At 72.1% G+C, this 24098-nt stretch carries 17 protein-coding genes; 8 read left to right on the forward strand and 9 right to left on the reverse strand.

Going from position 1 to position 24098, the window contains the following annotated elements; translation table 11 throughout:
- Positions 1-46: 46 nt before the first annotated feature.
- The 3 genes from IH45_RS0128570 to IH45_RS0128580 are packed head-to-tail and all read right to left on the reverse strand — an operon-like array spanning position 47 to position 4934.
- Positions 47-1204 carry a VWA domain-containing protein gene (locus tag IH45_RS0128570; RefSeq protein WP_030674685.1) on the reverse strand — a complete coding sequence of 386 codons (1158 nt, stop codon included), beginning with the start codon at positions 1202-1204 and terminating at the stop codon, positions 47-49.
- Positions 1201-3804 carry a DUF5682 family protein gene (locus IH45_RS0128575; protein WP_078897825.1) on the reverse strand — a complete coding sequence of 868 codons (2604 nt, stop codon included), beginning with the start codon at positions 3802-3804 and terminating at the stop codon, positions 1201-1203. The genes IH45_RS0128570 and IH45_RS0128575 overlap by 4 nt, the downstream gene beginning before the upstream one ends.
- The gene (locus IH45_RS0128580) at positions 3801-4934 is read right to left on the reverse strand and encodes an ATP-binding protein (protein WP_030674691.1); all 1134 of its coding nucleotides are present in this window, start codon (positions 4932-4934) and stop codon (positions 3801-3803) included. The genes IH45_RS0128575 and IH45_RS0128580 overlap by 4 nt, the downstream gene beginning before the upstream one ends.
- A 154-nt stretch (positions 4935-5088) precedes the next feature.
- On the opposite strand from IH45_RS0128580, the gene IH45_RS0128585 reads away from it, so the two are divergent.
- Entirely contained in the window at positions 5089-6471 is a 1383-nt protein-coding gene (locus tag IH45_RS0128585; RefSeq protein WP_030674693.1) for an SWIM zinc finger family protein, read from the forward strand.
- Between the two features lie 214 nt (positions 6472-6685).
- A complete protein-coding gene (locus IH45_RS0128590; RefSeq protein ID WP_032918615.1) occupies positions 6686-8488 on the forward strand; it encodes a DUF5691 domain-containing protein in 1803 nt (600 codons plus the stop codon).
- Between the two features lie 164 nt (positions 8489-8652).
- Here IH45_RS0128590 and IH45_RS0128595 read toward each other — a convergent pair whose 3' ends face one another.
- A complete protein-coding gene (locus IH45_RS0128595) occupies positions 8653-9063 on the reverse strand; it encodes a cobalamin B12-binding domain-containing protein (RefSeq protein WP_003985249.1) in 411 nt (136 codons plus the stop codon).
- Positions 9064-9512: 449 nt separating this feature from the next.
- Here IH45_RS0128595 and IH45_RS0128600 point away from each other — a divergent pair, with 449 nt between their 5' ends.
- Complete coding sequence (locus IH45_RS0128600) at positions 9513-10430, forward strand: esterase/lipase family protein (RefSeq protein ID WP_030674699.1); 918 nt, start codon at positions 9513-9515, stop codon at positions 10428-10430.
- A 317-nt stretch (positions 10431-10747) separates the two neighbouring features.
- Positions 10748-12523, forward strand: a complete 1776-nt coding sequence (locus tag IH45_RS0128605) for a M23 family metallopeptidase (RefSeq protein WP_030674702.1) — start codon at positions 10748-10750, stop codon at positions 12521-12523.
- A gap of 164 nt (positions 12524-12687) precedes the next feature.
- Here IH45_RS0128605 and pcrA read toward each other — a convergent pair whose 3' ends face one another.
- Positions 12688-15165: a DNA helicase PcrA gene (gene pcrA / locus IH45_RS0128610; protein WP_030674705.1), complete on the reverse strand. Its 2478-nt coding sequence runs from the start codon at positions 15163-15165 to the stop codon at positions 12688-12690.
- 496 nt (positions 15166-15661) lie between these two features.
- Between pcrA and IH45_RS0128615 the strand changes: the two genes are divergently transcribed.
- Positions 15662-16852: a C40 family peptidase gene (locus IH45_RS0128615; RefSeq protein WP_030674708.1), complete on the forward strand. Its 1191-nt coding sequence runs from the start codon at positions 15662-15664 to the stop codon at positions 16850-16852.
- Between the two features lie 96 nt (positions 16853-16948).
- On the opposite strand, the gene IH45_RS0128620 is transcribed toward IH45_RS0128615, so the two are convergent.
- Positions 16949-17302 (reverse strand): hypothetical protein, encoded by a 354-nt coding sequence (locus IH45_RS0128620; protein WP_030674712.1) that lies wholly within the window; start codon positions 17300-17302, stop codon positions 16949-16951.
- Between the two features lie 369 nt (positions 17303-17671).
- Between IH45_RS0128620 and IH45_RS0128625 the strand changes: the two genes are divergently transcribed.
- Positions 17672-18427, forward strand: coding sequence for a GNAT family N-acetyltransferase (locus IH45_RS0128625; protein WP_158813303.1), 756 nt, complete (start codon positions 17672-17674; stop codon positions 18425-18427).
- Here IH45_RS0128625 and IH45_RS0128630 read toward each other — a convergent pair.
- Positions 18424-19284, reverse strand: a complete 861-nt coding sequence (locus tag IH45_RS0128630; protein ID WP_030674718.1) for a helix-turn-helix transcriptional regulator — start codon at positions 19282-19284, stop codon at positions 18424-18426. The two genes, IH45_RS0128625 and IH45_RS0128630, sit on opposite strands and share 4 nt — an antisense overlap.
- A gap of 159 nt (positions 19285-19443) precedes the next feature.
- On the opposite strand from IH45_RS0128630, the gene IH45_RS0128635 reads away from it, so the two are divergent.
- Positions 19444-20202 (forward strand): SDR family NAD(P)-dependent oxidoreductase, encoded by a 759-nt coding sequence (locus tag IH45_RS0128635; RefSeq protein ID WP_030674721.1) that lies wholly within the window; start codon positions 19444-19446, stop codon positions 20200-20202.
- Positions 20203-20391: 189 nt separating this feature from the next.
- Here IH45_RS0128635 and IH45_RS0128640 read toward each other — a convergent pair whose 3' ends face one another.
- Entirely contained in the window at positions 20392-21621 is a 1230-nt protein-coding gene (locus IH45_RS0128640) for an alpha/beta hydrolase-fold protein (RefSeq protein WP_030674724.1), read from the reverse strand.
- A 473-nt stretch (positions 21622-22094) separates the two neighbouring features.
- Here IH45_RS0128640 and IH45_RS0128645 point away from each other — a divergent pair, with 473 nt between their 5' ends.
- A complete protein-coding gene (locus IH45_RS0128645; RefSeq protein WP_267885164.1) occupies positions 22095-23390 on the forward strand; it encodes a serine hydrolase domain-containing protein in 1296 nt (431 codons plus the stop codon).
- A gap of 128 nt (positions 23391-23518) precedes the next feature.
- On the opposite strand, the gene IH45_RS1000000148970 is transcribed toward IH45_RS0128645, so the two are convergent.
- Positions 23519-23923: a hypothetical protein gene (locus IH45_RS1000000148970; protein WP_158813305.1), complete on the reverse strand. Its 405-nt coding sequence runs from the start codon at positions 23921-23923 to the stop codon at positions 23519-23521.
- Positions 23924-24098: the final 175 nt, after the last annotated feature.

Raw genomic sequence — 24098 nt, forward strand, 5'->3', positions numbered from 1 at the left:
ACGACGAACCAGGGGCCCCGCAAGCCCCGCGGGGCTCTCATCACCGTTACCCCGCCATGTCCGGTATCGGCAGCGGGCGTTTCTCGATCGCGGCCGCCATCACCTCCGGGAAGAGGTCCGGCGTACAGGCGAACGCCGGTGCGCCGAGGGCCGCGAGGGCCGCCGCGTGCTCCCGGTCGTAGGCGGGCGCCCCCTCGTCCGACAGCGCGAGCAGCGCCACGAACTGCACTCCGGCCGCCTTCATCGCCGCGACCCGTTTGAGCATCTCGTCGCGTATGCCGCCCTCGTAGAGGTCGCTGATCAGTACGACGACGGTGTCGGCGGGCCGGGTGATCTGCGACTGGCAGTACGCGAGCGCGCGGTTGATGTCCGTACCGCCGCCGAGCTGCGTGCCGAAGAGCACGTCGACCGGGTCGTCCAGCTCGTCCGTCAGGTCGACGACCGCGGTGTCGAAGACGACCAGCCGGGTCGCGATGGCGCGCATGGAGGCCAGCACCGCCCCGAACACGGAGGCGTAGACGACGGAGGCCGCCATCGACCCGGACTGGTCGATGCAGAGCACCACGTCCTTCTTCACGGACTGCGCGGCCCGCCCGTAACCGACCAGCCGCTCGGGAACGACGGTGCGGTACTCGGGCAGGTAGTTCTTGAGGTTCGCGCGGATGGTGCGGTCCCAGTCGATGTCCCGGTGCCGGGGGCGGCTGACCCGCGCCGACCGGTCGAGGGCGCCGGTGAGCGTGGCGCGGGTGCGGGCCGAGAGCCGTTTCTCCAGCTGCTCGACGACCTTGCGCACCACGGCCCGAGCGGTCTCCTTCGTCGTCTCGGGCATGACCTTGTTGAGCGACAGCAGCGTCCCCACCAGGTGCACGTCGGCCTCGACGGCCTCCAGCATCTCCGGCTCCAGCAGCAGCGCGGACAGCCCGAGCCGTTCGATCGCGTCGCGCTGCATGACCTGGACGACGGAGGTGGGGAAGTACGTACGGATGTCGCCCAGCCAGCGGGCCACGTTCGGCGCCGAGGCGCCCAGACCCGCCGTGCGCGAGCCCCCGTCGTCCGTCGCGCCCGGCCGGCGGCCTCCGTAGAGCGCGCTGAGCGCCCCGTCCATGGCAGCATCCTGTCCGCGCAGCTCACAGCCGGTACCGTCGGCGCCGTCCCCGCCCAGTACCAGCCGCCACCGCCGCAGCCGCTCCTGCGTCCCGCTCATCCGGCCACCCCCGTACGCTCCCCCGGCCGCCCGCCGTCGGTTCCGTTGCCATTGCCGCTGCCCGCGGCGCCCGCTCCGCCGCCCGCGCGGTTCATGTCCCGCGCGCCGTCCATGCCCTCCGGGAGGCCCAGCAGGAGGCGCAGGGTGGGCAGCACGGCTGCCGCCCGGTCGCGGTCCAGGCCGGGTCCGAAGCCCGGTATTGCGGCCTCCTGATCCCCACGTGCGGTGGCGGTCCCGGTGGCGCCGGCCGGGCCGCGGCGCACCAACTCGCCCAGCGAGCGCCGCACTCCGGCGTCGTACTCCGCGAACGTCCGCCGCAGCAGCGGAAGTACATCCGTGAACGCGTCCGCCGGGACGTCCGCCAGCCAGCCGTCCACCAGGGCGAGCAGCCGCTCGTCGTGCACCAGCAGCAGTCCGCCCGCGTCGCCGCCCGCGAACCCCTCGATCCAGCCCGCCGCTTCGGCCGGCGGCGTCCCTGCCGACAGGGCCAGGCCCATCAGGCGTTCCGCGTCCTCGGGAGTCAGCCGCCCGTCGTCGAGCAGCAGCCGGACCGCCCGCCCCCGCAGGAGACCGGGCACCGTTTCCCGCTCGGCCAGCTTCCGCAGCACCCCTGCCCAGCGCTCCCGCAGCCCGCCGGGCCGCCCTGCCGAGCCCTCGTCCAGGAGACCCACCGCGTGGTGCGTCGCGTCCAGATGGTTGCGCATGTCCGCGGCGCCGTCCGCGTCCAGCCCCGTACAGGCCGGGGGCAGGCCGACGAAGACCCGCTCGGCCAGGCCGGTGGCCACCTCGCCGAGGGCGGCGGCGTCCGTGCCGCGGACGTCGCCGTAGCGCACCGAGCGCACCAGCGCGGGCAGCGCCTGGGCGAGGTGCCCGACGTCCGCGTCCAGCGCGGCGCGGTCCGTCAGCACCCGCATGACCACGGGCAGCGCGTCCGGGAGCGCGGCGAGCAGACAGCGCTCGGCCAGCCCCGTCACGTCCGCGAGGGTCGAGGTCCCCACGGCGTCGGACTCCGCCTTGGCCGTCGCGGCAGCCTCCACCGTCGTGCCCCAGATGCCGGCTTCCGCGGCCCGTACGGAAAGCTCCGGCTCCCAGCGCAGCCGCCAGCTCTCCCGGAAGGTGCCGGTGCTTGCCCGGGTCCGGGCGGGCTCGCCCCACGGCACGCCGAGCAGCCGCAGCCGGTGCAGCAGCCGGCTCCGCCCGGCGTCCGTCTCCTTGCGCAGGTCGAGGTCCAGCTCCCGCTCGGCCGCCTCCGGTTTGAGGCGCAGTGACCGCTGGCTGCGGGTGATGTCGCGCTGGAGCGGCACCGCCGGAGCGCTCTCCGGCACCTCTCCCAGTACGTCGCCCACGACCAGGCGGTCGTGGATCAGGGCGGACGGGGCGTCGGAGCCCTCGCCGAGCACCGCACGCACCGCGTCACCGGCCTCGGCCAGCCCGGCCAGGGGCCGGCCGCGCATCACGGCCAGCGCGTCGGCGAGCCGTACGGCTTCGATCACGTGCGCCGAGGAGACGGCATAGTCCTCCTCACGCAGCAGTCCGGCGACCTTCGTCATCCAGCGTTCGATGGGGCGGTCCGGCGCGCCGAAGAGGTGGCCGTACCAGCCCGGCGAGGAGATGCCCGCGCCGTAGCCGCTGTGGCGCGACAGCCTGCGGTGGGTCCACGGCACCCAGGTCACCTCGGGCTTCACCTTCGGGAGGCCCTTGAGGAGCTGCCGGTCGGCGGTCACCGTCGTGCGCCGGGCCAGCGCCGGGACGTGCCACGCGCCGCACACCACCGCGACGCCGTCCCCGAACTCCCGGCGCGCGTCGCGCAGCCGCAGCCGCATATGGGCCTCGCGCACCAGGTCCCGGTCGTGCCCGCCGACGCCGTACGCCTCCCGCAGCGCCGTCATCGCCTCGGCCAGCGCCTCGAACGGGGCGAGCGGGTCCGCCCCCCTCAGCCCGCTCCCGCTCCCACTCTCGTTCTCGCCCCCACTCCCGCTCCTCTGGCGGTCCCCGTGGGCGCGGTGCTCGATCACGTCCTCCCACCAGCGCTCCGGGTCGTCGTACCCGGCGGCTTCGGCGAGCACCGCGACGGGATCGATCCGCGCTTCGGCCGTGCGGTCGGGGGTGGGGGCGGGGTCAGGGTCGCGGTGAGGGTCGGGGTCGGGGGCTGCCGTACGGTCGGCGGCGGCCTCGGCGGCCTCCTCCCGGGCGCGGCTCGCCGCGTCCCGGCCGTCCGCACCCGCGGCTCCCTCACCGCCGTTCCCCTCGTCCTCCCCTTCGCCCTCCCCCAGCGCCAGGGAATGCGCCGCCGGCAGGTCGATGAAGCGCACCGGTACGTCATGGGCGAGGGCCCACCGCATCGCCACCCACTCCGGGGAGAACTCGGCCAGCGGCCAGAACGCGGCCCGCCCCGGGTCGGCGGGCACATGGGCGAGCAGCGCGACCGGCGGGCGCATCGCCTCGTCGGCGGCCAGCGCCACCAGCGCGTCCGCCTCCGGCGGGCCCTCGATCAGCACGGCGGCGGGCTCGTACCGCTCCAGCACGGCCCGCACCGCACGCGCCGAGCCCGGGCCGTGGTGCCGCACCCCCAGCAGCAGCGGCTGCTCCCGGCCGGTCATGCGCCGGCCTCGCGGCAGGCGCGGTAGAAGTCCTTCCAGCCGTCGCGCTCGCGCACCACGGTCTCCAGATACTCCTGCCAGACGACCCGGTCCGCCGCCGGGTCGCGTATCACGGCACCGAGGATGCCCGCGGCCACGTCCCCGGACCGCAGCACCCCGTCACCGAAGTGGGTGGCCAGCGCCAGCCCGTTGGTGACCACGGAGATGGCCTCGGCCGTGGACAGCGTGCCCGAAGGGGACTTGAGCTTGGTCCGTCCGTCGGTGGTGACGCCGTCGCGCAGCTCACGGAAGACCGTGACGACCCGGCGGATCTCGTCGGTACCGGCGGGCGCGGGCGGCAGGTCCAGGGAGCGGCCGATCTGCTCGACGCGCCGGGAGACGATGTCCACCTCCTCCTCGGGCGTCGCGGGCAGCGGCAGGACGACCGTGTTGAAGCGGCGGCGCAGCGCGCTGGAGAGTTCGTTGACCCCGCGGTCGCGGTCGTTGGCCGTGGCGATCAGGTTGAAGCCACGCACCGCCTGGACCTCCTGGCCCAACTCCGGGATGGGCAGCGTCTTTTCCGACAGGACGGTGATGAGCGTGTCCTGCACGTCGGCGGGGATGCGGGTCAGCTCTTCCACGCGCGCGGTCATGCCCTGCGCCATCGCCCGCATGACCGGGCTGGGCACCAGCGCGTCCCGGCTGGGGCCGTGCGCGAGCAGCTGCGCGTAGTTCCAGCCGTAGCGGATGGCCTCTTCCGGGGTGCCGGCCGTGCCCTGTACGAGCAGGGTCGAGTCGCCGCTGACCGCCGCCGCCAGGTGCTCGGACACCCAGGTCTTGGCCGTGCCGGGCACGCCGAGCAGCAGCAGCGCGCGGTCGGTCGCGAGGGTCGTCACCGCGACCTCGACGATCCGGCGCGGGCCCACGTACTTCGGCGTGATGAGCGTGCCGTCCGGCAGGGTGCCGCCCAGCAGATACGTCGCCACCGCCCACGGCGACAGCCGCCAGCGCTCCGGTCGCGGCCGGTCGTCGGCCGCCGCGAGCGCCTTCAGCTCCTGCGCGAACGCGTCCTCCGCATGCGGACGCAGGACCTGCGCGGAGTCATCGGCTCCGGTGCCGCCGACGCTGTCTCCGGTGTGGTTCTCGGACATGTTTCCCCCTCGTCGCAAGGTCTGCGGCCGGCACCCCGCCACTCGTCGGCCGCTTGCGTGAACAACCCTGCACCACACCACTGACAATCACCCCGCACGGCAGCGTTTCCGCTGGTCAGGGCGATTGTCAGTGGTGGCTCGTAGCGTTTGGGGCATGAATCCGCAGGGGGAACGCTGGACGTCGGATCACGTGCTCGCGCTCGCGCCCGACGCACCGTCACGCAAGGCGGGGAGCAGGCTCGCGACGCCGGGCTCCTGGCCGGAGACCGGCACACGGGGCAGTGCGGTGTGGGGCCTGTGCAAGGGCAGCGGCAGCAAGCCGTACCAAACCGTCGTGGACACCGCCGGACCGGCCTTCAAGTGCAGTTGTCCGAGCCGCAAGTTCCCGTGCAAGCACGCACTGGGACTGCTGCTGATGTGGGCCGGGGAAGAAGGGGCGGTCGGCGAGGGCGAGCCTCCCGCCTGGGTGACGGAATGGCTCGGCGCCCGTCAGCAGCGCGCGGAGAAGAACGCGGCGCGCGCCGACAACGGCCGGGCAGGCGACGGTGGTTCGGGCGGTCCGTCGTCCGCCGCGAACCAGGATGCCGCCCGGCGGCGTGCCGCGCTGCGCGTACTGCGGATCGCCGCCGGGGCCACCGAGCTGGAACAGCGGCTGGAGGATCTGCTCCGCTCAGGCCTGGCTTCCGCCGACCGCACGGGGTACGGCACCTGGGACGAGACGGCGGCCCGCATGGTGGACTCCCAGGCGCCCGGACTCGCCGCGCGTGTACGGGAGTTGGGATCGGCGGCGGCTTCCGGTCCGGACTGGCCGTCCCGGCTCCTCGCGGAGTGCTCTCTGATCCACCTCCTCGACCAGGCGTTCCTGGGCGTGGAGCGCCTGCCGCACGCCCTGGCCGCGACGGTCCGCACCCGGGTCGGCCTCACCACCGACGCGGCGGACGTGCTCGCCGGGGCGGACACCACGTCCGTCCGCGACCGCTGGCTGGTGCTCGCCCAACAGGACGCCGAGGAGGGGATGCTCACCAGCAGGCGCATATGGCTGCGCGGCGAGCGGACCGGGCGCATGGCGCTGCACCTCTCCTTCGGCGGGCGGGACCGGCCGCTGGACCTCTCACTGCCCAGAGGCCTCGCCCTGGACGCCGACCTCGCCTACTACCCGGGCGCCAGCCCGCTGCGCGTCGTCCTGGGCACGCGGCACGCCGATCCGGCCCCGGTCAGTGGGCCGCCGCCGGGCGGCGGCACCGACGCCGCACTCGCCGCGTACGGACACGCGCTGCGCGACGACCCCTGGCTCGACGCCTGGCCGGTGGTCCTGACCGATGTCGTACCGATACCGGGGCGCGACGGGGAGCCCTGGCAACTGGCCGACGCCGACGGGGAGTCGGCCCTGCCCGTGGACCCGCGCTGTACGGAGCGGGCGGGTCTGTGGGGCCTGGCCGCGATATCCGGCGGCGAGCCGGTCACGGTCTTCGGCGAATGCGGCCACCGCGGCTTCGTACCCCTGACCACCTGGGATCCGGAACCGGTCGCGCTGTGACCCCGGCGGCCACAGCGCCGCCACCCGACACATCCCAGCCATCCCATGCCACAGCCATCCCATGCCACAGCCACCCGATGCCCCGGCCGCAACCGGCCCTCAGCCACCGCCACCGGCACCGGCACCGGCACCGGCACCACCAATACCCACCAACACCCACCGCCCACCACCCGCCACACCACCCACCCGTCCGATCACAGCCCGGGGGACAACCATGATCGACGAAACCACCGCCTCCGCCACCTGGGACGACCTGGTGAGCGCGGCTCTGCTCGGGACGGAACGCCGTACGCCGCTGGTCACCGGCCGTGCGGACCGGAGCGCCGCGGGGGCGCTGCTGGACGCGGCCGCCGTGAGCACGGTCCGACGCCGGGCCGCGCTGCGCCCCGCACCCGCCCGGGAGCGCCCCGTACCGGCCCCGTCCGACCCGCGCCCGCCGTTGCCGCCGGCCGCGCGGCGCAGACTCGGCCTGTTGCTGGCCGACCGTAACGGCACCAGCGGCGGGCACCGCCGCGGCACGGCACCCGATCTGACCGAGCTGCTTCCGCAGTGGCTCACCGCCGCCACCGAGTACGGCTACCGCGCCCCCGAGGCACTGCTTCCCGCGCTGCTCGACGCGGCTCGCGCGCGCACGGATCTGCGCGCCGCGGCCCTCGGCTTCGCCGGCCCGCGGGCGCTGTGGCTGGCCCGGCTGAACGACGAGTGGAAGTTCGCGCTGCGCGGCGTCGGGAGCACGGCCGCGCTGCCCGGACCCGACGATCCGGAGGCCGTACGCGCCTTGTGGGAGGAGGGTCTGTTCGCGGAGCGGGTCTCCCTGCTCGCGTCGCTGCGCCGCCGCGATCCGGCGGCCGGTCGGGCCCTGCTGGCCGGCACCTGGAGTACGGAGCGGGCCGAGGACCGGCTGATGTTCCTCGACTCGCTGCGCGAGGGCCTGACGGTGGCCGACGAGCCGTTCCTGGAGCAGGCGCTGTCCGACCGCAGCCGTAACGTCCGGGGCACCGCCGCCGAGTTGCTGTCGGCCCTGCCCGGCACCGCGCTCGCCGGGCGCATGGCGGACCGCGCCCGGGCCTGCGTCGAACTGGTGCGCATCGAGGACGGTGCGAGCACCTTCGCCGATGCTGGGCACACCTCCGGCAAGGCCGGTGAGGACGCCTGGACTCTCGTGGTCGAAGCGCCGCATGAATGTGACGCGGCGATGCAGCGCGACGGAGTGGTCCTCCGGCCGCCGACCGGGCGCGGCCGGCGTGCCTGGTGGCTGAGCCAGCTGCTGGAAGCCGCGCCGCTGGACTGCTGGAGCCGGTGGCTGGGCGGCCGGGAGCCCGCGGCGATCGTGGCTCTGCCGGTGGCCGACGGGTGGCGTACCGAGCTGCACGACGCCTGGTGCCGCGCCGCTGTCCGCCAGCGGGACGTCATCTGGACGCGGGCCCTGCTCGGGGCTCCGGGCGCCGCCCAGCCGGGCACAGGTACGTACGGGACCGGCCCGGCCGCGCCGCAGACCGTCGGCCCGGCGGCCAACCCCGCCACGACCACGGCCACCACCGCGACCGGCTCCACGACCGGCACCGCCTCGGCGAGCGGTGCCTCGGCGAGCGGCGCCGCCCCGGACAACCCGGCCGGTTCGTCCCGCGACCTGGCGCGGCTGCTGACGGTGCTGCCCGAGGACGAACGTGCGCGATGGGTCGCGGATTTCATAGCGGCCCACGGCCTGTCCGACGCGTTCCGGATGCTCGGGGTGTGCGCGGTGCCGTGGTCCGAGCCGCTGGGGCGGGCGGTGGTCGACGCGCTGGACATCGCCCGGGACGCGGGCAGTTATCCGTGGAGCTTCAGCGGCGTGATGGGCCTGGCCGAACGGTGCCTGGACCCGGCGGCGGCGGACCGGCTCGACATGCTCACTGCGACCCCGGACGAGCCCGCCGACGGCTCGCCGGGAGCGGTCGGCTACTGGTCCGAGGCGTTCCAGCGGCTGGTGGGCACGCTACGGCTGCGCGCCACGATGCGGGCGGAGCTGGCCCCATGAGCCGCACCACCGCGAACCGCATCGCCGCGAACCGCACCACCGCGAGCCGCACCGCCATGAACCGCACCGCCGCCGCGCCGGTGGTGTGCCGCATCGCCTTGCCGGTGGTGAGCCGCCCGGCCCGGGGCGGCCCACTCGGGGTGTCTGCGCGGAGCCTCGCGCCCTCAGGCCGCCAGCTGCCGCACGTTGGCCCGGACCCACTCCACGATCGACGTGGTGGTGGCCCCGGGCGTGAAGATCTCCGCGACACCCAGCTCCTTGAGGGGCGGGATGTCCGCTTCCGGGATGATGCCACCGCCGAAGACCTTGATGTCCGCCGCGTCGCGCTCCTTGAGCAGCTCTATGACCTTCGCGAAGAGCGTGTTGTGCGCCCCGGAGAGGATGGACAGCCCGATCGCGTCGGCGTCCTCCTGGATCGCGGTGTCCACGACCTGCTCCGGTGTCTGGTGCAGCCCCGTGTAGATGACCTCCATGCCGGCGTCGCGCAGCGCCCGCGCGATGACCTTGGCCCCCCGGTCGTGCCCGTCGAGCCCCGGCTTGGCCACCACCACGCGGATCGGACCCTGCACACCCATCACTGCCTCCCAGCCCTGCACGGCACGACTCGGCACCTGTACGGAACAGGGCCGCCGACCGACAACCGATGTGCGGCCGCGTCGGCCGCCCCAAGCGTGAACGAACGTTATCGCCAGCATCCCGTACCCGGCCGTTTCGTAACACTGAGGGAGGGGGAAATCACACATTGGGACACGTTCGCTACGCGTTGCGTTCCGCGACATTCCACGCGGCGGGACCGGCGCACGGGGAGCCGCAGTGAGGTCGCCGTACCTCCGCGCCGTCAGCCGCACGGCACGGAGGTCCGGCTCCTGAACGCTTCCGTCTTCGTATCCGTACGGCCAAGCAGCAGCTCGTTCACATACTTGGCAGCAGCTCGTTCACGTACTTGTACGTTGCCGGAAACGGCTGCCCATGAGGGCATACGGGGGTCAGAGTCGTCTCCCGCGTGCCATTCGGGAGGTCGGCCATGAAGGCCCTGCCCTTTCTCTGCTGTCTGGCCCGCCCCTCCGCGCTGCTGCGCGCGACGGTAGTGGAGCTGGCGATCCTCGTCGGACACCTTCTGCTGTACCCGACCGGCATCCACCAGGAACAGCCCAGAGCTCTCCCCGGCACACCCGCCGGCCCGGCCCCCGAGGACGACACCGACGCCACCGGCAGCTCCATCGGCTCCGGCTTCGGTGGCGCCCCCCGCGCCGCCACCGGTACGGTCCCCGCCGCCCGGACGGCGCTGCTGCCCACCGAGGGCCGTGCCCACCCCCCGGTGCTCCTGCTGCACGGCTTCATCGACAACCGCTCCGTCTTCGTGCTGCTGCGCCGCTCGCTGCTCCGGCACGGCTGGCGCCATGTGGAAGCCCTCAACTACTCGCCGCTCACCTGCGACCTGCGCAAGGCCGCGGAACTCCTCGGCCGCCACGTCGAGCAGGTCTGCGAGCGCACCGGCCACAGCCGTGTCGATCTGGTGGGCCACAGCCTCGGCGGCCTGATCGCCCGCTACTACGCGCAGCGCCTGGGCGGCGACCTCCGGGTACGCACTCTGGTCACCCTGGGCACCCCGCACGGCGGCACCCGGGTGGCGCCTTTGATGTCGGCCCATCCGCTGGTCCGGCAGATGCGGCCGCATTCCGACGTGATCGTGGAGTTGGCACGGCCCGCCCCGAATTGCCGTACGCATTTCGTCAGCTTCTGGAGCGACTTGGACCAGCTGATGGTCCCGGTGGAGACCGCGCGAATCGACCACCGGGATTTGGTCACCCGCAGCGTGCGGGTATCCGGCGTGGGACATCTCGCCCTCCCGGTCAACGGTGCGGTGGCGGCCGGAATACGGGAAGCGCTCAGTACCGAGGAGGACGCGGAAGGCAGCATGAGCACCACGTCCGTGGCCTGACCCACCTGCTCCGAGGCGCACCCGAGCTGCACCCGTGCAGCACCCGGGCGGCTTCCGGGCGGCTTCGGAGCAGCTTCCGCGCGGGCACTTTCCAAGGTCGCGCGCGCCCTTTCGTTCTCCGCGCGCGCACCGGCGCACCCCGCGCCGCCTCGAACGCCCTTCGAACGCGGCGCCAAGAACGCGCATACTGTCCGCCGAAAGGCGGCCAAATGCCCGTTGTCGAGAAGCCCGAAACCTGCCGAAGATTGTCGCCGTCACGTACTGCCGGGTACAGTCGCCGCTAATTCTCCTGCTGCCGAGGCGAAAGAGAAGTGGTGGTGAACGACCGTCACTCGCCGGAGTCCCCCGCTCCGGCTGTCCCCTCTCCCGATGCCTCGTATGCGCATTACCCGGCCTACGAGTCCTACGGGCATCAGGACACCCAGGCCGGCCAGGCGGCATACGGTGTCGGCGCCCCGCACTTCGGCGCCTTCCCCGGCCACCAGGCCACCGGTGCGCACGACGTTTCGCCGTACGACACCACCACGTACGGCACCGACACGTACGCCACCGCCGCGTACGCGACCGGTGCCTACGGCGGCGGCTACGACGCGGGTACCCACCCCGCGGGCGTCTACGGCCCCGGAACGGCCAACTCCGGCCCGCACGCCACCGGCACGCAGCCGGAGGCCGCCTACGACCCGTACTCCCACACGGCGTACGACGGCGGCTACGGATCCGGCCCCGCGACCGCCCCCGACGCCTATGAGGCCACCGCCGTCTGGGGCGCCGTCGAGTCGGACCTGATCGCCGGCATTCCGGCCCAGGCGGGCCCGCCGCAGCCCGGGCACCCGTACGGCGACGCCGCCAGCTCCCAGTGGGAGACCATGACTTGGGCCGGCCCGGGCCTGGGCTCCTACGGCAACGAACCGCATGAAAACGGGCAGGCGTACGGTTCCGGACCGTACGCGAGCACAAACGATCAGTACGGGTCCGCTTACGGCACGTACGAGGCACCTCCGGGCATGGAGGCCGCGGAGGACCGATTCGCCGACGAGCACGGCCACGGCATAGGGGCCCCGGACACCGACCCGCACGCGGGCCCCCACGGCGCCCCGCACGCGGATCCGTTCAGTTCCACCGCCATCGCCGAAGCGCTCACCCAGACCACTCCGGCGATCACCTCCGGTCTCGACGGCCCGGACGGCTTCGACAGCCTCGCCCCTGGCGCCCCAGGAGCCTCCGGGACCACCGGGACCACCGATGACCCCTACGCCGCCGACATCACTCCCGACGGCGGTCCCGCCCCCGTGGGCGTGCCTGTCGGGCGCGGCTCCCGTTCGCGTCGCGCGGCGCAGGGCAGCGGCTCGTCCGGCCGCGGCCGCCGCCGTACCGCCAAGCGCTCAGCGCTGCTGACCGTCGCGGTGCCCTCGGTCGCCGCCATGGGTGTGTGCGCCGTAGCCGCCGCCTCCGTCACCAGTGGCGCCGAGAACGGCGCCAAGGACGGCATGACGACCCAGGCCGCCGGGGACCCCGCGGCCGTGCAGCCGGCCGTGGCCAACAACAAGCTCGACACCCAGCTCGCCAGCCTGAGCGCGGGCGCCGACGACTTCGCCGATCGCGCCAGCCGTACACAGGAGCGCATCGACCTCAAGGCCAGGCAGGCCGCCGAGAAGAAGCGCAAGGCCGAGGAGGCGGCGCGCAAGGAGGCGATGCGCCCCAAGTTCGTGCTGCCGGTCACGCAGCGCGGCCTCAGCGCGACGTACGGGCAGGCGGGCGTGAACTGGATGTCCTTGCACACCGGTATCGACTTCCCCGTCGATTACGGCACGCCCGTCATGGCCGCCACCGACGGCACCGTACGCACCCAGTTCAACTCCGCCTACGGCAACATGGCGATCGTGACCGCCCCGGACGGCACCGAGACCTGGTACTGCCACCTGAGCACCGCCACGGTCCGGTCGGGCAAGGTCAAGGCCGGGGACCAGATCGCCTACTCGGGCAAGTCCGGCAACTCCACGGGGCCCCATCTGCACTTCGAGGTGCGTCCCGGCGGTGGCTCGGCCGTCGACCCGCTGCCGTGGCTGCGCAGCCACGGCCTCAACCCGACCTGACCGACCGTCCCGCCCATCCGTCCGGCGCTCCCCACCGCAGGGGGCGCCGGACGGCGGCATCAAAGCCTTCCGGCCGGCGTCAAAGCCTCTCGCCCTGCCGACGGCGGGGCGTCTCTGCCGAGGGCCAGGGCGTCTCTGCCGACGTCAGGGCGTCTCTGCCGACGTCAGAGCTTCTCCACCGGCGCGTACCGCAGCAGCAGCCGCTTCGGCTTCTCGCCGCCGAAGTCGATCGTCGCCTCCGCGTTGTCGCCGCTGCCCTTGACCGCGACGACCGTGCCCAGCCCGAAACTGTCGTGTGTGACGCGGTCGCCGACCGCCAGTGAGACCACCTCGCGGTCCTTGGCGCGCCGGGTCGCGAAGCCGCTCGGCCCCGCCTTCGTACGCGACGAGGACAGCCCGGAGCCGAAGCCCCCGCCGCCCGTGCCGGAGATGCCGCCCATCGAGGCGGAGGGCGTCGCGGGGCCCGTGCGGCGCCAGTCCAGGTACTTGTCCGGGACCTCCTCCAGGAAGCGGGAGGGCGGGTTGTACGACGGCTGGCCCCAGGCGCTGCGCATCGTGGAGCGGGTCACGTAGAGGCGTTCGCGGGCGCGGGTGATGCCGACGTACGCCAGGCGGCGCTCCTCCTCCAGCTCCTTGGTCTGGCCGAGGGCGCGCATGTGCGGGAAGACGCCGTCCTCCATGCCGGTCAGGAAGACGGTGGGGAATTCCAGGCCCTTGGCGGTGTGCAGCGTCATGAGGGTGATGACGCCGGCGCCCTCCTCGTCCTCGTCCGGGATCTGGTCGGAGTCGGCGACCAGCGCGACCTGTTCCAGGAAGTCGGAGAGGGTGCCGGGGTTCTCTTCGCCGCGGTCCTGCTCGAATTCGAGGGCGACGGCGGCCAGTTCCTGGAGGTTCTCGATGCGGGTCTCGTCCTGCGGGTCGGTCGAGGCCTGGAGCTCGGCGAGATAGCCCGTACGCTCCAGGACCGCTTCCAGGACGGTGGCGGGGCCGGCGCCGGACTCGACGATCGTCCGCAGCTCTTCCATGAGCGTGTTGAAGCGCTTGACGGCGTTGGCGGAGCGCGCGGCCATGCCGTACGCCTCGTCGACACGGCGCAGCGCCTGCGGGAAGGTGATCTTCTCGCGGGCGGACAGCGCGTCGATCATGGCTTCGGCGCGCTCGCCGATGCCGCGCTTGGGCACGTTCAGGATGCGGCGCAGCGGGACGGTGTCCTCCGGGTTGGCGAGGACGCGCAGGTACGCGAGGACGTCGCGGACCTCCTTGCGCTCGTAGAAGCGCACGCCGCCGACGACCTTGTAGGGCAGGCCGACCCGGATGAAGATCTCTTCGAAGACGCGGGACTGGGCGTTGGTGCGGTAGAAGACCGCCACGTCGCCCGCCTTGGCGTCGCCCGCGTCGGTCAGCCGGTCGATCTCGTCGGCGACGAACTGGGCCTCGTCGTGCTCGGTGTCGGCGACGTAGCCGATGATGCGGGGGCCTTCGCCGGCGTCCGTCCACAGGTTCTTGGGGCGGCGGTTCTCGTTGCGCTCGATGACGGCGTTGGCGGCGCTGAGGATCGTCTGGGAGGAGCGGTAGTTCTGCTCCAGCATGATCGTCGTGGCGTCCGGATAGTCCTCCTCGAACTGGAGGATGTTACGGATCGTGGCGCCACGGAACGCGTAGATCGACTGGTCGGCGTCACCGACCACGCACAGCTCGCCGGCGCTCTCGGCCGGTCCCACCAGCTCCCGTACGAGGGTGTACTGGGCGTGGTTGGTGTCCTGGTACTCGTCCACGAGGACGTGCCGGAAGCGGCGGCGGTAGTGGTCGGCGACATCGGGGAACGCCTGGAGGAGGTTGACCGTGGTCATGATGATGTCGTCGAAGTCCAGGGCGTTGGCCTCGCGCAGCCGGGCCTGGTACATCGCATAAGCCTCAGCGACGGACTTCTCGAAACCGTCGGCAGCCTGCTGGGCGAAGGTCTCCTCGTCGATGAGCTCGTTCTTGAGGTTGGAGACCTTGGCACTGAAGGACTTGGGCGGGAACCGCTTGGGGTCGAGGTCCAGGTCCCGGCAGACCAGGGCCATCAGGCGCTTGGAGTCGGCCGCGTCGTAGATCGAGAAGGAGGACGTGAAGCCCAGCTTCTTGGACTCGCGACGCAGGATGCGCACGCACGCGCTGTGGAAGGTGGAGACCCACATGGCGTTCGCCCGGGGGCCCACCAGGTCCTCGACGCGCTCCTTCATCTCGCCCGCGGCCTTGTTGGTGAAGGTGATCGCGAGGATCTGGCCCGGGTGCACACCGCGGGCGCCGAGCAGGTGCGCGATGCGGTGGGTCAGGACGCGGGTCTTGCCGGAGCCGGCGCCCGCGACGATGAGCAGCGGGCCGCCGCTGTGCACCACGGCGGCCTTCTGCTGGTCGTTCAGCCCCTCCAGGAGGGCGGACGGGTCCACCGCGGGGCGGGGGGCGCCGTCGCGGTAGTACGGGTCGCGGCCCGGGCCCACGGCGTGCGGGATGCCGCCGGGCACGTCGAAGCGCCCGCCGAACAGGTCGGCCGGGATCTCCTCCTGTGCCGGACCGCTCTCGTCCTCGGGAGGTGGCGGGGGCCCCTCATCCGTGGGTTCGAGGTCCGCCAGGAAACTGTCGTCAAAGAGGCTGCTCATCGCCCATCGAGTGTAGGCCGCCGCACTGACAGCCCGGCCCGAACCGCGAAAACCGACCGTGTGACCTGGCCCGCCTCGCCGGCGGGTGGCCGGCGTCACAGGACACGCCCCCGTCGCGGAAAGATCACGAAAAGGTTTCGGGCCTATCGGACATCAGCCTTCCCAGGGGCACCACGGGTTGGCTACCGTGCTCGCTCGGGCAGCCCGCCGTCCCCGCGGTCGAACAGCGTCCGCACGGGCCGCCCCCGCCGAGTCCGGCCCTGCCGCCAGGCAGCCGGAGCCGGGGACCCACACGTACCACCGGGGTGAATCGGCCGGTACGGCATACGGCGAGAGACGCCTCGGGCACCGCCCGAAGGGCCCCACCCCAGGGGCGCCGCCTCCAGGCCCTCTCCCGCAGCCGTACGGACCGTAGGGCAGCCTTCCGTAGCACCGCAGTGAACGCCCGAACCCGACAGCTAACCCGGTAGGCGGTCCACGGAAGGAGTCGCCGGCCTTGGCGTCGCACCGCAAGCCGCGCACCCGCATACTCACCGCCCCCGGAAGCCGCCGTACGGCTGCCGGGCTCACCACCGCAGCCCTCGCCTCCGTCACCCTGCTCTCGCAGACCGCCGAGGCCGCGCCGCGCCAGCCCCAGCAGAACATCGAAGAGGTCAAGCAGAAGGTCGACGACCTCTACCGGCAGGCCGAGGTGGCGACCCAGAAGTACAACGCCGCCAAGGAGCAGGCCGACGAGCAGCGCAGCACCGTCGACCGGCTCCTGGACGACACCGCCCGGCGCACCCAGAAGATGAACGACGCCCGGCGCCAGCTGGGCACCTACGCCGCGGCCCAGTACCGCAGCGGCGGCATCAGCCCGACCGCGCAGCTGCTCCTGGCCAAGAACCCGCAGCAGTTCGCGGACCGCAGCCACCTGATGGACCAGCTGACCGGCGCGCAGAAGAAGGCCGTCAGCGACTATCAGGAGCAGCAGGCCAAGGCCGTACGGCAGCGGGCCGAGGCGTCCCGGAGCCTGGACCGGCTCACCGAGACGCAGGCATCCCTGAAGGAGTCCAAGAAGGACGTCCAGGACAAGCTGGCCGAGGCCCGGCAGCTGCTGTCCCGGCTGACCGCCCAGGAGAAGGCGCGGCTGGCCGAGCTGGAGCGCAAGAAGGAGGCCGAGGCCAAGCGCAAGGCCGAGGAGCTGGCCCGTAAGCAGGCCGAGAAGGAGCGCAAGGAGCGGGAGGACCGCAAGCAGCACGACACTCCGGGGCAGGGCACCGGCTCCGGATCACCGGACGGCAGCACGGGCGGTTCCGGCGGCTCCGGTGGCGGTACGTCCGACGACGGTTCGTACGCGACCAAGGCCGCCAAGGCGCTCGCGTTCGCCCGCGCGCAGATGGGCAAGCCGTACGTCTGGGGCGCGACGGGCCCGAACTCCTACGACTGCTCCGGCCTGACCCAGGCGGCCTGGAAGGCGGCGGGCGTCTCGCTGCCCCGTACGACCTGGGACCAGGTGAAGGTCGGCGACCGGGTGGCGACCAAGGACCTCAAGCCCGGTGACCTGGTGTTCTTCTACAACGACATCAGCCATGTCGGCATGTACATCGGCGACGGCAAGATGATCCACGCCCCGAAGCCGGGGGCCAGTGTGCGAGTCGAGTCGATCTACTACATGCCGATCTACGGGAGCGTACGGCCGGCATGAGGCTCGTACGGTCGGCATGAGGCTCGCGCGGCCGGCATGAGAAGAGGGCCGTGGGGCGCGCCCCACGGCCCTCTGCAGGCCCTCAACGGCTGCTGCTCACGTCCACAGCAGGGCGATGAAGATGTTGACGACCGTCAGCAGCCCCACCGCCAGGAAGAAGGGCTTCTCCACCTTCTCCTCGTCGCGCTTCACGTAGACCAGGCCCAGGATCACGACCAGTACGGCGAGCTTGACGCCCAGCTTGACGTTGTTGAGCGAGTGGTCCTGGGCCTGGTTGAGGCCGACCAGGATGACGCCGGTCACCAGCATCGTCAGCGCGCCGTGCAGCATGGCCGGCACGAAGCGGGCGGTGCCCGCGCTCATCGGCTTCATCTGGGTCAGGAAACCGCCGAGCAGCGACGCGATGCCGATGATGTGCAGACCTACGAAGACCTTGGTTACTACGTCCATAGTGGTGGATCGTAGCCCTCGCCTACCACGGCTTCGCACTCAGGTACGCCTCTCTTCCACTCCCGGTCGGAGTTGGTGCGGGGTGCGCCTTCGAGGCGTACGGCAACGGGCAGGCATACACACCGACGGGACGAGAGCGAGCAATACCCGTCAACCGGCGCTTTTCCGCGGTGGCGAGGTTTAGCGTCGTCAATCAGGCGGTCGACTCCCCACCGCCGCCGGATTCCGCCCCGGCGGTCGTCGGCCGTCCCCGCCGAGAGGAACGGCGGCGGCCCGCTCCCCCTGTTACGGGCCGCCGCCGGACCCAGGGAGGCGGGCCCTGACGGCGAAACCTCCGCCCTTACAAAGGCCCGCCGTAAGATCGGCCGTATGAACCTCCCTATAGATACGGCCGGTTCGCTCTTTCCCTCCCCCTCCTCCCCCTCCTCCCCTCCCCCCGCCGTGCACCCGGACCTCGTCCGGACCTGGGTGCACGGCTTGGCGCGGTGCCGTGGCGCCGCGCCCCCCGTCGCGGTGCACGGCGGCTTCTACGTCGAGGTCCGCGTCCCCGTCTGGTCGCACCGCTACGTCTTCCCCGCCGCCGACCCGGGCGTCCTCCGCGACCTCACCGCCTCGATCACCACCCCCCACCTGTGGATCAACGTCTGCGCCCCGCGCTCGGAAGTCGCCCCCATCCTGCCTCCCACCTGGGAGATCACCGAGCCGCAGTTCCTGATGTCGGCCGCTCTGGCCCCGGCACCCTCGCCTGCGGCGGCACCGGCCGGCTACACCGTCGAGACGGCGGACGAGGACGGCACCGGCGTCTTCCGGTGCCGCGTCCTGGACGCCGCCACCGGCCATCTCGCCGCCCGGGGACGGGCCGGTCTCACCGACGCCTCCACGCCCCCGTCGGCGGTCTTCGACATGATCAGCACCTGTGCGGCGCACCGCCGTCGTGGCCTGGGCCGCCTCGTCATGAACGCGCTGACGGCCCACATGGTCCGGCTGGGCGCCGCCCGCGGCATCCTCGTGGCCAGCCTCGCCGGGCGTGCCCTCTACCGGACTCTGGGGTGGCGGCTGCACGGGCCGGTGACGGCTGTACGGCTGCCGCCGCCGGAGGACTCGGAGACCGGGGCCACCGGCTAGCGCCGACGCCCGGGGCCGGCCTGGGTGTCGTCCTGGCGGCGGGTCGCGTGGAGCGAGCCGAGCAGGTCGAGGGCCTGGGCGCTGGGGCTGCCCGGTTCGGCGTGGTAGATGACGAGCTGCTGGCCAGGAGCGTCGCGTACGTCGAACGCCTGGTACGTGAGCGAGAGCGGGCCGACGTCCGGGTGCAGGAGTCGCTTGGCGTCCCGGGTCTTGCCGCGCACGCTGTGGGCGTTCCAGAGGCGGGCGAAGTCCGGGCTCTGTTCGGTGAGGGTACGGACGACTTCGCGCAGCCCCGGGTGGTCCGGGTCGTAGCCCGCCGCCTGGCGCAGGTTGGCGACGGTGGCCTGGGCCGCCCGGTCCCAGTCCGTGTAGAAGTCCCGGCCCGCGGGGTCGGCGAAGGTCATACGGGCCAGGTTGTCCGCGGGCTTGAACGGGGCGTAGAGGGCGTCGGCCAGGGCGTTGGTGGCCAGGATGCCCAGTGCAGGGCTTAGGACGAGTGCCGGCGTGTTCGGGTAGCCGTCCATCAGCTGACGCAGCGCTGGGCTGACCTGCTCGGTGGTGTGCGTGGCCGCCTGGTCGTCCAGCGCGGTCCCCGCCAGCCGGTAGAGGTGTGCGCGAGCGTCCTCGTCGAGGTGCAGCGCGCGGCTGAGGGCGTCGAGTACCTGCGCTGAGGGATTGCGCTCGCGGCCCTGTTCCAGGCGCGTGTAGTAGTCGGCGCTCACTCCGGTCAGGACGGCGACCTCCTCGCGGCGCAGTCCGGCGACCCGGCGGGCCCCGTAACTCGCCATGCCCACGTCCTCCGGTCGCAGTCCGGCGCGGCGTGCGCGCAGGAAGTCCCCCAGGTGGTTGTCGTCCATGCGGCCAGGTTAGGCGGCGGTCCGGTGGGGTGCCTGGGTGTGTTGCACCCAGGCAGTACGGGGCCTGGTTGGCCATTGCTGACCTGCGCAGAGTCGGTGGAGCGGGTCGGGCCGGAACCGGCCCGGCAGTCGGCACTACGAGTAGCGAGGAACGTTCCCATGGCAAGGCTTCGACTCGACGGCAAGGTCGCACTGATCACCGGCGCGACCGGTGGCATCGGCACGGCGACCGCCGAACTTTTCGCTCGCGAAGGAGCCCGGCTGGTGCTCACCGATGTCGCCGAGAGGCCCCTGCGGGACCTGGCGGGCCGGATCGAGGCGTACGGCGCGGAAGTCACCGCCGCCCGCCTCGATGTCTCCTCGGCGCGGCAGTGGGACGAGGTGATCACCGCCGTACGCGACCGGTTCGGCGCCCTGGACGTCCTCGTGAACCTCGCCGGCATCGTGGACTGGCCGGGCATCGAGGACACCCGGGAGGAGGCCTGGGACCGGGTCATCGACGTGAACCAGAAGGGCACATGGCTCGGCATGAAGGCGGCGATGCCGCTCCTCAGGGCGAGCGGCAACGCGTCGGTGATCAACACCTCGTCGGTGCTCGGGCTCGTGGGAAGCGGCTCGGCGGCGGCCTACCAGGCGTCCAAGGGCGCGGTACGGCTGCTGAGCAAGACCGCCGCGGTCGAGTACGCGCGGCAGGGTGTCCGGGTCAACTCCGTGCACCCCGGCGTGATCGCCACGCCGATGATCCAGGAGGTCCTGGACGAGCAGGGCGACCAGCAGCCGGACATCCGGCGCACCCCGATGCGCCGGGCCGGGCGCGCCGACGAGATCGCGCCCGCGATTCTCTTCCTGGCCTGCGACGACTCCTCGTTCATCACCGGGTCGGAGCTGGTGGTGGACGGCGGACTGACGGCGCACTGAGTGCCGTATCCGTATGACGCCCGTGGCGCCCGTGGCGCCCGTGACGCCCGTGAGGCCCAGGACACCCGTGACACTCAGGTCTCCCGCCGTACCGTTCGGGCGGCGGTCTCTTCCTGTGCGATGCCGCCGGTCAGGGTCAGGCTGCGGGGGCCGACGGCGGCTTCCCCTGCTGACGGCGGCTCCGGTGCTCTAGGCGTGCCGGGGACCGCGGGGATGCTCGGGGCCGCGGCCGTGGCCGGGCTCGGTGCCGTGGCCCGGCCCGGTGCCGCGGCCGTGCTCGGTACCGCCGGTGGGCTCGGTGCCGATGACGCCGCTCAGCCAGCGGAAGACCTCCGGGATCTGGTTCTTCCATACGGCCGTGCCGTGGCCGCCCGCGCCCGGCGGGATCAGCTGGACCTTGACCGTCGTCGGGTTCTTGGCGAGCTGCTTGAGGGCGAGCCCGGCCTCGTAACCGTCGTTGGACGCCCCGGAGATGTAGAGGGCGGTGCGCGGCGGCTTGCCCGCCTTGTTGGCGGACTTGAGGATGGTGAGCGGGTTGCTCTCGACGCGCAGCTTGGGGTCCTGGCCGGCGAGCGAGGCGGGCTCCATCTTCGGGTCGTTGAAGCCGGAGAGGCTGATGGCGGCGCGGTAGCGGTCGGGGTGGGCGAGCGCCAGCTTGGCGGCGCAGTGCGCGCCCGCCGAGTAGCCCGCCACCGCCCAGGAGGCGGGCTTGTCCTCGGCCCGGAAGTTGTCGACCACCATCTGGCGCACGTCGACGCTCAGCCAGCTGTCCGCGTTGACCTTGCCCGGGATGTTGACGCAGCCGGTGTCCACCTTGCCCAGCAGGGTGGTGCGCGGCGCGACCAGGATGAACGGCTTGACCTTGCCCTGCTCCATCAGCGGCTTCAGCTGCTCGGCGGCCTTGAGCGTGCCCAGCCAGGACTTGGCCGAGCCGGGGAACCCGGGGAGCAGCTCCACGACGGGGAACTTCTTGTCCTGGTAGGCGGCGTCGTCGTACTGCGGCGGCAGCCATACGTAGACCTCGCCGCTCACGCCCGATATCCGCCCCTTGAACTCGCCCTCCTGGACGCCCGCCCCGACGACCGGGTCCTTGGGCGGGCCGAACTGCACCAGTTGCTTGGGCTCGTTCTGCGTCTTGAGCCCGCCCATGCCGTCCGGGCCGAGGTCCTTGGCGGCTTCGACGTGGTCGGACGTGCCGAGCAAGTCGTCCCAGTTGTCGTAGAGGCTGTTGGCGTTGTTGACCATCACGAACACCAGCGTGATCGCGGTGACCTGCGCGAACACCAGCATGCCCAGGCGTGCCACCGCCCGCACCGCCTTCGGTCCGCGGACGCGGCCCCACAGCGCGAACGGCAGCACGACCGCGACGACCAGCAGCGCAATCGCGGTCAGGAAGAAGGGCGTGCCCGTCAGACTCATCGGGGATCTACTCGCTTCCAGGGCATGGTGCAGCGGTGGGCATGGTTCTGGCCCTGCCGACGGCAGCGAGCCTCTCCGCAAGATTAGATGGTCATCCGACACGCCCTGGTTGCGCCCTCTGAAGCCTTCTTTGCGAAGGTCCTTCGAAAAGAAGGGGGCTTGTGGTACGGGTCACAGGAGAACGGGTGGGCCTTCCGACGCACCCCGAGCGGCCTCCGAGCGCGCCGTAGGGGCCGTGGTCGGCGCCCTCAGAACGCGCCCCTCAGTGGCACCTCAACTCGCCCCGCAAACCTGACATCCGTCACGCAAACATGTGAGCGGTCCGGTACCAAAGGCTGATGGCCGGGGGCGGCGTGGCCAGCACAATCTCCAGTGAGCGAGAGAGATCGCCGGCCACCACCCGACCGCCGCAGGCTCCGCGGGAGCCCTCGGCCATGCACCGACGGAGACGTGCCATGCCCCTGTCCCCTCCGATGTCCCCTCCGAGCCGCCGCCGCGTACGGCTCGCCGCCACCGCCACGGCCGTCTTATTGGCCCTGCTCGCCCCGGCCCTCCCGGCCTCGGCTGCCGGGACACCCGCCCCGCCCGCTCCCCCGGCTGCGACCGCCACAGCCCGACCGGCCCACCCCGGCCTCGACCGCAAAGCACTCGACCGGACTCTTCAGGATCTGCACAAGGCAGGCATGTACGGGGCCTACTCGGCCGTGCGGGACGGCGACGCGTCCTGGCAGGGCGCCTCCGGCGTCGCCGACATCAAGACCGGCCGCCCGATGAGACCGCAGTTCGAGCACCGTATAGGCAGCATCACCAAGACCTTCACCGCCACCGCCGTGCTCCAGCAGGTCGGTGAGGGCACCATCGACCTCGACGCCCCGATCGGCCGCTACCTGCCCGACGTGGTCCCGGGCGAACGCGGCCGCGCGATCACGGTACGGATGCTGCTGAACCACACCAGCGGCCTGGGCGACTACGACACGGAGATCTGGAAGACGCCGGACGACGTGGTGCGCATGCGCTACCGCCAGTGGGACCCGCGCGAGCTGGTCCGGCTGGGCCTGGAGGCACCCCCGCAGGGCAAGCCCGGCGAGGCCCACCACTACGCCAACACCAACTATGTGATAGCCGGGTTGCTGCTCCGGAAGGTCACCGGCCAGGCGCCGGAGAAGTACATCACCGACCACGTCATACGTAAGGCCGGGCTGAAGCACACGTACTTCCCGCGCTCGGCCCATGTGACCGGCCCGCACGCCAAGATCTACGAGGGGTTGTACGGCCTGTTCGACCCGCCGCGCGACTTCACCGTGCACAACATGTCCTGGGCCCGTACGGCCGGTGCGCTGATATCGACGATGGACGACCTGAACCAGTTCTTCCGGGCCCTGCTGACCGGCAAACTGCTCGACCCGGCCGAACTGCGCCAGATGAAGACCACGGTGCCGACGGAGGTAGGGGCGCGTTACGGTCTGGGCCTGTTCTCAGTGGACTCGACGTGCGGGCGCTTCTGGGGCCACGACGGTCTCGTCTGGGGCGCCTCGACCATATCCCTGTCCAGCGAGGACGGCCGCCGACAGCTGTCGCTCGGTGTGAACCTCACGCGCTACTACGGGCTCGGAGAGGACGGGCTCCCGAAGACCGGCCCGATCGACACTGCCCAGCAGGCCCACATGGGCCAGGCATTGTGCGGGATCTCCCCCACGCGGGACGCGGCCCCGCGTGTGAGTCCGTTCCGCGACCCGGAGTCCATACGGGTGCCCGCTGCGGCCCGGTGAGCGGCTCGGGAGGGGCACGGTAGTCAGGCAGGCGGCGTTCTCCCGGCTCGCGGCCGGACCGGACGCCATGACAGTCCGTGCGGACAAGCACGCCGCCCGGCGCCGTGGGCGCTGGGCGGCGAGGATGATCAGCAACCGGTGTTGTGGACACCCGGCGTCTCGAAGTTGCCCTGGTCCAGGACTGCGATGAGACCGTAGATGGTGCTGCAGCCCAGGTTCTGGTTCTTGAACTTGTACGTCTTGGTGTCGCCCTTCTTGACCGTGTACGCGTTGCTGAGGTGCTTCGTGTTGCCCTTGCGGTAACCGAACTTGACGGTCACCGGGGATCCACCGGTCTTCCCGTAGACGACGTTCACGGTGTGGCCGCCGTCGATGATGCCCACGCAGAGCGTTCCGTTGGAGAGCGAGGTGCAGGAGGGGCCCGCGTTGCGGACCGCAGCGGCCGACCCGGCGGCCGAAGCCGGGGCCGCCAGGCCCGCGGCGGTGAGGAGGGAAGTGGCGACTATGACGCCGGCCCGAGTGTGGTTGCGCATGAGGAGAGTCCTCTTCCTGCAGGTAGCTGTGCTGATCATCGGAAAGGTTACCCAGGCGAAATCAAGCCACCAAGGCTGATGAGCGCTTGAAAATCGGACTCTCACCCTCCGGATGACCCGCGAGATTCAGCCCCGCCCCGAGGGCTGCCACAGGGGGACGGGAGGGGGCGGGAGG

The sequence above is a fragment of the Streptomyces rimosus subsp. rimosus genome (assembly GCF_000720725.1).
GTDB lineage: Bacteria > Actinomycetota > Actinomycetes > Streptomycetales > Streptomycetaceae > Streptomyces > Streptomyces rimosus_A.

Excerpts from the sequence above, each read along its gene's own strand:
- IH45_RS0128625 (WP_158813303.1), top strand. The coding sequence starts at position 17,672 with ATGAACCTCCCTATAGATACGGCCGGTTCGCTCTTTCCCTCCCCCTCC.
- IH45_RS1000000148970 (WP_158813305.1), bottom strand. The coding sequence starts at position 23,923 with ATGCGCAACCACACTCGGGCCGGCGTCATAGTCGCCACTTCCCTCCTC.
- IH45_RS0128590 (WP_032918615.1), top strand. The coding sequence starts at position 6,686 with ATGATCGACGAAACCACCGCCTCCGCCACCTGGGACGACCTGGTGAGC.
- IH45_RS0128620 (WP_030674712.1), bottom strand. The coding sequence starts at position 17,302 with ATGGACGTAGTAACCAAGGTCTTCGTAGGTCTGCACATCATCGGCATC.
- IH45_RS0128600 (WP_030674699.1), top strand. The coding sequence starts at position 9,513 with ATGAAGGCCCTGCCCTTTCTCTGCTGTCTGGCCCGCCCCTCCGCGCTG.
- IH45_RS0128595 (WP_003985249.1), bottom strand. The coding sequence starts at position 9,063 with ATGGGTGTGCAGGGTCCGATCCGCGTGGTGGTGGCCAAGCCGGGGCTC.
- IH45_RS0128645 (WP_267885164.1), top strand. The coding sequence starts at position 22,095 with ATGTCCCCTCCGAGCCGCCGCCGCGTACGGCTCGCCGCCACCGCCACG.
- IH45_RS0128575 (WP_078897825.1), bottom strand. The coding sequence starts at position 3,804 with ATGACCGGCCGGGAGCAGCCGCTGCTGCTGGGGGTGCGGCACCACGGC.
- IH45_RS0128635 (WP_030674721.1), top strand. The coding sequence starts at position 19,444 with ATGGCAAGGCTTCGACTCGACGGCAAGGTCGCACTGATCACCGGCGCG.
- pcrA (WP_030674705.1), bottom strand. The coding sequence starts at position 15,165 with ATGAGCAGCCTCTTTGACGACAGTTTCCTGGCGGACCTCGAACCCACG.
- IH45_RS0128630 (WP_030674718.1), bottom strand. The coding sequence starts at position 19,284 with ATGGACGACAACCACCTGGGGGACTTCCTGCGCGCACGCCGCGCCGGA.
- IH45_RS0128570 (WP_030674685.1), bottom strand. The coding sequence starts at position 1,204 with ATGAGCGGGACGCAGGAGCGGCTGCGGCGGTGGCGGCTGGTACTGGGC.
- IH45_RS0128580 (WP_030674691.1), bottom strand. The coding sequence starts at position 4,934 with ATGTCCGAGAACCACACCGGAGACAGCGTCGGCGGCACCGGAGCCGAT.
- IH45_RS0128640 (WP_030674724.1), bottom strand. The coding sequence starts at position 21,621 with ATGAGTCTGACGGGCACGCCCTTCTTCCTGACCGCGATTGCGCTGCTG.
- IH45_RS0128585 (WP_030674693.1), top strand. The coding sequence starts at position 5,089 with ATGAATCCGCAGGGGGAACGCTGGACGTCGGATCACGTGCTCGCGCTC.